Annotated in this window: 8 protein-coding genes and 1 tRNA gene; 2 read left to right on the top strand and 7 right to left on the bottom strand. The window is 49.2% G+C overall.

Annotation, left to right across the window (positions count from 1 at the left end; translation table 11 throughout):
* Nucleotides 1-771: 771 nt before the first annotated feature.
* On the bottom strand, nt 772-957 hold the full coding sequence (locus JS46_RS23745; RefSeq protein ID WP_072010481.1) for a general stress protein: 186 nt from the start codon (nt 955-957) through the stop codon (nt 772-774).
* Between the two features lie 231 nt (nt 958-1,188).
* Nucleotides 1,189-1,533: a hypothetical protein gene (locus JS46_RS24300; RefSeq protein ID WP_127908408.1), complete on the bottom strand. Its 345-nt coding sequence runs from the start codon at nt 1,531-1,533 to the stop codon at nt 1,189-1,191.
* Nucleotides 1,534-1,957: 424 nt separating this feature from the next.
* Here JS46_RS24300 and JS46_RS22280 point away from each other — a divergent pair.
* Nucleotides 1,958-2,032, top strand: a tRNA-OTHER gene (locus JS46_RS22280).
* A gap of 806 nt (nt 2,033-2,838) precedes the next feature.
* Here the strand turns inward: JS46_RS22280 and JS46_RS22270 are convergent.
* The 5 genes from JS46_RS22270 to JS46_RS22250 form a co-directional block, all read right to left on the bottom strand.
* Nucleotides 2,839-3,093 carry a DUF2442 domain-containing protein gene (locus tag JS46_RS22270; RefSeq protein WP_051905673.1) on the bottom strand — a complete coding sequence of 85 codons (255 nt, stop codon included), beginning with the start codon at nt 3,091-3,093 and terminating at the stop codon, nt 2,839-2,841.
* 840 nt (nt 3,094-3,933) lie between these two features.
* On the bottom strand, nt 3,934-4,356 hold the full coding sequence (locus tag JS46_RS22265; protein WP_033755946.1) for a helix-turn-helix domain-containing protein: 423 nt from the start codon (nt 4,354-4,356) through the stop codon (nt 3,934-3,936).
* A gap of 10 nt (nt 4,357-4,366) precedes the next feature.
* A complete protein-coding gene (locus JS46_RS22260; protein WP_033755944.1) occupies nt 4,367-4,546 on the bottom strand; it encodes a Rop family plasmid primer RNA-binding protein in 180 nt (59 codons plus the stop codon).
* Nucleotides 4,547-4,649: 103 nt separating this feature from the next.
* Nucleotides 4,650-4,889, bottom strand: coding sequence for a hypothetical protein (locus JS46_RS22255; RefSeq protein ID WP_023281101.1), 240 nt, complete (start codon nt 4,887-4,889; stop codon nt 4,650-4,652).
* Between the two features lie 665 nt (nt 4,890-5,554).
* Nucleotides 5,555-6,442, bottom strand: a complete 888-nt coding sequence (locus JS46_RS22250) for a WYL domain-containing protein (RefSeq protein ID WP_033755941.1) — start codon at nt 6,440-6,442, stop codon at nt 5,555-5,557.
* 723 nt (nt 6,443-7,165) lie between these two features.
* On the opposite strand from JS46_RS22250, the gene JS46_RS23730 reads away from it, so the two are divergent.
* Nucleotides 7,166-7,351: a hypothetical protein gene (locus JS46_RS23730; RefSeq protein WP_072010480.1), complete on the top strand. Its 186-nt coding sequence runs from the start codon at nt 7,166-7,168 to the stop codon at nt 7,349-7,351.
* Nucleotides 7,352-7,591: the final 240 nt, after the last annotated feature.

The raw sequence follows: 7,591 nt of genomic DNA, 5'->3' as shown, positions 1-7,591 counted from the left end.
GGGTTCAATAAAAAAAAGCGATAGAGATGCTTGCCTCTCTACCGCCTTAATTAATTACTTCTTGTTGCTGTATGGCATGATACCTGGCGCTGATAACTCGATGTTCTGAGCTTCGAAACGGTACGCCTTGAGTTTTTCAACCTTCAGACTACCGCCGCAGACAACCAAGATCACCACGCAACACGCTATTAGAAAATTGCGCATTTTGTGTCCTCTCGGTGCCATTCCCTCTCTTTCACCTACCCCGGGCACTCAGCAAAAGTCTAGCTAACACACTTAACTAACTCAGGTCTGGCGGGTTAGAAATCTCTCTGCCCGGCGGGTGCTACCCCTAGAGAGTCCTTGAAGGGCCGGGTGCTACCCCAACCTTTCGACTACCCACCCCCGGATGAGTACTAGAAAGGGGGGTGACTAACCATACAGCCGTGTTAAATGTGCATTATTATTCTTACTTAACAGAAGATACTTATCAATAAATATTGGGGTTAGGCGGATTGTACATATCGGCGAAAATTCGTTATATTATCTCTGCACACTTAACTAACTCAGGTTATGTTTTCCCAATCCCAGCATGTGCAGCTACATATGTTGGTAAGGCCGCTAACCTTACATGATTGCGAAAACACAAAGATCAGTCATCTGACCTTTATTATGAAAAAGCCGCCTACAAGGCGGCTTTTTCATATCACCAGAACCATTCGGATTTACCATAACATCCCTTTTGCGCAGGGCATGAAAAAACCCGCCAGGGCGGGTCTTCTGCAACTCATCTCAGGAAACCTTGCGCTCAGGAGCACCTCTCCGGCTGATCTGGCCTCCCTTTCTGCCTGCTTCACGGGCTCGCTCTGGGTTGTTCTTGAAGTTCCCGCCGCTTATGCGGCCACCTTTTTGGCCGGCTTCTGCAGCCCGCTCTGGATTTTCCGCAAAATTGCCGGCACCGCCTCTACGTCCCGCCATAACGCCTCCGGTTTGAGTTAAGTAAAGCCAGATAAAGCATAGCCTTAACTTTTCCTTCTGCGCTTAATCAGGCGTGTACAGCGCTCAGACTGCCGCCTCGATCGTTTTTTGACGTTTTTAAGGCAAAAAAAACCCGCTCAGGGCGGGAAAAATTCGTTACAGAGGAATATCTCTGTCTCTAATACGGCAACGTAAAGCTATTTAAGTTCCTTCCCTGTCAGAGCGGCAGTTTTAACGTATCCTGCAGGCTTCGCCTGCCGTACGGGCACAACTCACAACAAGCAGGTCCCCATGTACGGAAACCAAGACAAAAGGCTGTCTGACACAATAATTGGCGAAGCCATCCTTGATCTGCTCGATGAGGGAGCGCGCATAACCAATGCCATACTGCTCCTGAAGCTCCAGACCTTCCTGAGCGCCGCAGATGAAACGTGGCGGGAGACAGCGATACGCGCCGCCATCAGAAGCATCCAGGCGGCAGATCTGGATGGCGGCAGCAGAACAGGCGTACAGCCGCCCCCCCTGCACTGAGCGCGGTAACTCCGGGTGAACCGACCAGGCACCCGGATTTAACATAAGAGTTCTTTTGCGCATGACCCCAAAGCCGGATCAGCGCCGTACCTGCCTCATAAAAAAAGCCCCGCAAAACACAACCGCGGGGCCTCAAGCTGAAAACTGGACTGTACACATCACAGAACTCATGTCGTTGCGACATTAAATATTGCATAGCTGAGAGGAATCACGGTAACTATAGTTTATTATCACGAGATAAGCGGAACGGTCAGATTAATATGTGCAATCTGTGTTTTCACTGCCCGAAATGCGGGAGCCAGACATTCCGATACACGACCGGGAGCGAAAAGCCGCATACGCCTCACGGGGCTGTCTGCAGCCGGTGCGGCACCCGCCTCACGAGCACCTCCTGCGTGTCGCCCAAAAGACAGCTTTCCGGCAAGCCATCCCTCTGGCTGTGCTGATCCTGCGCTTTCAGTAGGTTTACACGGGCGTGGTATAAAAGGTATTACATCAGCTGTTACGGCTGAGGATGCGGGTTCAATTCCTGCTGCCCGTTCCATCTTTGTTCCGCAGCATACCAGCGTCCTTTTTTTGAGCGCTTAACAGGATGCGGCCCTGCCAGCCTGTCCTGTATGGCGCTGGCGAAGCCGGTCATAAAATATCAACGGCTCCCTTTTTGCCCCCTCAGTCTGCATGTTGTATTTAACATAACGCTACTTGGGCGCACCCCCGCAGAGCCCCTCAGCGCGATCCTGCGGCCTCCGGGCCAAAAGGCAGCTCTTTCCCTGCCCGAAACCCCGGAAAATGCCCCTGATGATTTTTACGCAGGTGCATAGGCATGCACGGAAGTGAATGGCAGCGGGTTTCGGGCGAATGCTGGCACTAAAGGCGAATTTTGAACAAAAAAAACGGACATCGAGGGTCAGGATGTCCGACAAAATTTGCACAAACAGTCAGCCGGTACCGATCAGAGAGCCGGCAAATAAGTATGACAGTAAAAAGTGGTTATCAACTGCCCCCGCGCTGCTGATTGCGCAGTTTTAGGGCTTTGGCCAGTGCAGGCAGGCCCGGCCGGAATCAGGGGATCTGGTAACGGTGAACGGGTGCACAGTTGACTGTGCGGCCGTGAGGCGTTGGCCAAGCCGCCAGGCGCGGCAGCTTCCGGTGGGTGCAAACGCCAGCACTTTGCGAATCCTGCCCTCCGTCTGAATCGCAGAAAAATTTCGTCCGGCCGAAATTCAGGGTATCGGGCCGTGCCTGATGAAAAGCTCTGGCGTGCCGGCGGTACTCCGGAGACACATCTTGTCCCGCTGTTTTGTAGCCAGCACAGCGTGGCGGTGCTACAAAACATATCCTGTCCCCTGGTTAAGCCTTTTTGACTGAACGCGCCCGGACCTGCTGCAGCTTCTGCGTACTCAGAAAACCTTCAAGTCCCAAATCCTCGTTCAGTTCATCCCAGTGAATGCCGTACGGGCTCAGCTCGAACTTTTCCAGCTGTTCCGTGCTCGCATTCTCCAGAACAGGAAAGTACGCCAGCGGTACACCCAGAGTGCGGCCGTCACTCAGCTGCAGCCACATATTGTAGGGATCAAATTTTGCCGATTTGATGGATACGCTCATCACGACCTCCGGTTGACCGTCACGAATTTACGTTGATAGTATGCCCGGGTAGTCCTGTCGTCCATGACGACCACCAATGATCCCACAGCCTGAGAGGATCGCCTTCGGGTGGCTGTACAGAACACTCCCGCAGCCTGAAAGGGAGAACGCAAAGCGTGGTACATCTGCCCGCCCCTGGAAGCAGATATCGTCAAAAACAGCGCACCTACGACGCGACGATGAGGGTACATTTCACAACGCAGTGATCGGCACCGACCGTCCTGCCATCCGCTGTCGGCCTTTACTCGCCGGCAACCATAACGCTGATAAACCTGTAGCGGGTCTGTCGCGAAAAAACCGTTCTATCCCGCGATCACCATTACGTCTTCCGGAAAGCACCTGTTTGCAGAAGTAAACGCGCCTCCGGACTGAACGGCGTCACTTTGATGCCCGCAAGGCGGGAACAAAGTGACGCGTGAAAAAACCACGCTGCAGCCCCTGCAGCACAACGCTTTACGGCGATCTCCACAATCTGACGTGCACGTATTACGTGTTTTCATACGCCCTGAACGGGCCTTAACCCAGCGCTGCGGGCATAACTGCAGACGTGTTCAGAAAGAAAGGAAAATAATCAGCTCGGTATCGATGGCGACACCCGGAAGCGGGTGTGTGGAGGGAGTCTGACGTAAGTCAGCCCGGCGTAAGCCGCGAACAGGTCAGCGACCTGGGGAAACCTCGCAAGAACTCAACAATCTGTCATCCCGATGCACAGATACCAGCTGAGACGCAGGAAGCGCAAAAGTAACCGTGTCGTCGGGACCGGAACACTGAAAAGAGTAAGATTACAGGTCTTACGGCCTGTTATTTCCAAAACCGCCACCATTTAGCCGGAGGCGGTGAGGGCTGCTGCGTGTCCTGTTTATGCTCAAGAAGCAGCATTGCCTGGCGAAGGGAGCTAATGTGTTCTTCCCGCGAAGCTACAGCCTCTTTTAAACCCTCATTTTCCTTCTGTAACAGCTCAATTTCATGCTGTAAATGCTGTAAATCAGGAGTGTTAACCTGTGTAATTTCCTGTTCTGAGTTTACTGTAAAATCTGTTGCTGCAGGGAGGTTTCCAATAGTGCCAAAAACTCTGATAAGCTCAGACGTATCAATACTCTTTACAGTCTTTCCCGCCTTTACAACGGACGTAAAATTAAGTTGTCCGCTGTTCATCAGCTTGTAAATGGTAGGGCGACTAATGCCGGCAAGCCTGGCTGCTTCGCTGATTGACACTTTTGCCATGCAGATTTCGCTATTCCTGAGTTAACGTTGCCAGAAGACTGCTGTGAAGACGTTCAGCAACCTCATGGAGCTTTTCACACATATCCGCTTCACCGTCAAAATCCAGCTCATTGAGCTTTTCCAGCAGGAGCAGACTCTGGTCCTGGATGAATTTTGCCATGTTCAGCGCAGTTTTTTGCTGTTTCGTCATCAGACGCTCCGGCGCATAAGTGCCATATGCTGAGAACAGGTGAAATGACGCTTCCTCGGTTCCCCTGGCTTCGCCAGACGAACGCTGCGGCGAGCGTTACCGGCTAACGACGGAAAGGCTTAGGTTTGCTCCAGGTGAATTCAGCGGCCTGACGTTCTTCAGCCCGTGCCTGTTTAGCGGCCTCAGCTTCACGCTGTCCCAGAAGCTGCTCGCGGGCAACGCGCAGCACCTCTTTTTTTTCCGGCCCGGACAGCTTTTTACCCTTTGCCCGTTCCGCTGCAAAGACAGCATCATCAAGAAACTGCTTTTCAGTCTTAGATACAACATGCAGACGACCAGCCATAAATCCTCCAGGTCAACGTCAACAGCGCCCCCCTTTCCCCCCGAGCTCGGTCCCCGGAACCCCGGTTTTCCATAGGCTCCGCCCTCCTGACGAGCATCACAGAAATCTGCCGATTCCCGGTGCTCAAATCAGAAGGGGCGAAACCCGACAGGACTTAAAGATACCGGACGTTTCCATCCGGTGGCTCCCTCGTGCGCTCTCCTGTTCCCACCTTACAGCTTAGCCCGTGTCTTTCCGCTGTTATGGCCGCGTTTTCTCATACCACGCCTGACACTGGGTGCTGCTTAGGTGGTTCGCTCCAAGCTGGACTATATGCACGAACTCCCCGTTTAGTCCGACTACCACGCCTGTTCAGGTAACTGTTCACTTGATTCCAACCCTGACAGACACGACAAAGCGCCACTGGCGGTAGCCACTGGTAACAGGTTTGCGGAGCAAGCTTGTCAAACAGACTTTACAAGAGTTCTTGAAGTGGAAGCCTAACTACAGCTACACTGAAAGGACAGATTAGGTGACTGCGCTCCGCTAAAGCCAGTTACCATGGTTCAGAAGTTCCCCAACTTACTGAACCCTCGAAAAAACCGACTCCCCAGTCGGTTTTTTCGTTTCGAAGCTAGAGCTTACGTCTTTCCTGAAAGCCAGGTCAAGATATACTATCTATTTTGTTAATCCATAGAGGTATAGCCCGGGGCTAGGAAATTATTTGCCACCTGATCTAGGGAGTCATGATTAAATAAATATAACTGATACTTTTTGCTTTTAAGTAAACCATCTTTAGAACAATCAACATCCCAGCGATTAAGCCAATATGGAGCGAGACTTTTTCTGACGGACACAGTTTTCTTCCCATCTTGCATATCTAAATCCATTTCTATACACAATTTGGTTTCTTCATTAAACTTTTTAGGGTGTGGTATAAGAACAAGATCTATGAATTCATTCCATTCATTATCATAAATTGGCTTCTCATTATTTTTTACACTCCGCTCATCATCTTCAAGCACAGTGATGGAAGCTATCCTATTAACCATAAAATCCGAGAACTTAGCTCTCTTTCTATCATAGCAACGCACATACATCCTTATATCTGTGTCGAAGAATGCATGGGGAACAACCACCCTTTCAGAAAGATTATTCTCAAGCGACCTGTATTTAATTTTTATAGGTTCTCTATTTGTTATTGCTCTCGCAACACCGGAAAAAATATCGAACTTCAAATAGGAAATCCTATCCATTGGTTCTATTATTTTCTCAGATGATTTTTTTTCAAAGAAATTATTCTTCAGCTCATTTATATATAAAGTAGTACTTTTATCAAATACTGGAGAAAACCCTCCTAAATTGATTTCGTATTTTTTAACAGTATGGTTAAGCACCATATTTTCAGGCGCTAATTCTTTATAGGCCTTAAAATCCCTGGTTGCAGCAGCCTCGGCTATCCCAAACTGCTCGATTAGGTCTGCCCTAGAGATCCATCCTTTAAAAATAAGCTGTTTTTCTATGAACTCTAAGCGCTCGCGAACCGCGTGCGTTAACCCCTCAAAACTGTTCACTGGTTGACCTCCACTACAAAAAATCGCATAAGCCTTGATCTAATCATAAAGATCAGATTAAAATGATCTCACCCTTATGATAGGCATCAAAAAGATTAGCAACAACCTATCGCTAAAAAAGGGGAAATGACACAGGTACCTATCTGAAAGAGGAGGGCGTATGTGAAGAATAATCAGCTGTTCTGAAAAAGGCTCGCGCTAACGAGCCCTTGATGATTGCGAACAAACTTGGACGCTTAACTTCGACCCTAAGCGTTATAACTGACTAACCAAATTTGCTGGCCACGTAGATTACGCGTTTTTCTGCGGATTTCAACGAATTTGGTAGTAATTTATAGGTGAAACTATGAAAGCTACTGATACTACTGAAGCTACTGAGTACATTTTTCGTCCATACATTACCGTGAAAGGTAAGCGCATTACCCGTCCAAACGGTGGGATGTTCAAGATCCCTATCAATAAAGATAAGAAGTAGCGAATGAGGCTCGACCTAGGCAGGTCGAGCCTCATTTATCAACTATGTCGATAGTGACAAAAAGAATTTTGTGCATATGGAGAATTCAAAATGGCCGACAGAAGACCCCTGAATCCAAACGTAACTGTGCCTAAACCTGGCGGAGGCACTCAGCCTCGCGATCGGAACAATGATGGAACCGTACGCAAAAAGCGTTCTGATGCCGGTAAGAGTAAATCGTGATCTGAAGCTTTTTATGGAGGAAATGTATGTATTCTAAAAAAAATGAATCTCATCAAAGCTTCACTGATGGTTTCAGGGAGGGTTTCAAATCGATTATGGGCAACATGGTGCTTGTTCCTCTCGCTCCTCTGGCCCCACTGACTCCGCTTGGCAGCACTCCCTACAGAGAAGGTATCAAAGCGGGTATTGCTGCCGCAAATCGACGTCGCTGACTCATTACTAAACATGACCAGCAATGTATTCTATAAAATTTACTAAAAAGCCGCCTCAAGGCGGCTTTTTTGCCTGAACCTACCACCCAGTCGGACTTAACATAACATCTCAAGGGTTCAATAAAAAAAAGCGATAGAGATGCTTGCCTCTCTACCGCCTTAATTAATTACTTCTTGTTGCTGTATGGCATGATACCTGGCGCTGATAACTCGATGTTCTGAGCTTCGAAACGGTACGCC

The organism is Pantoea sp. NGS-ED-1003 (genome assembly GCF_000738765.1).
Lineage (GTDB): Bacteria > Pseudomonadota > Gammaproteobacteria > Enterobacterales > Enterobacteriaceae > Pantoea > Pantoea septica.
Note: the sequence above shows the minus strand (reverse complement) of the source record. Positions and strands in the feature narration are given on the sequence as shown.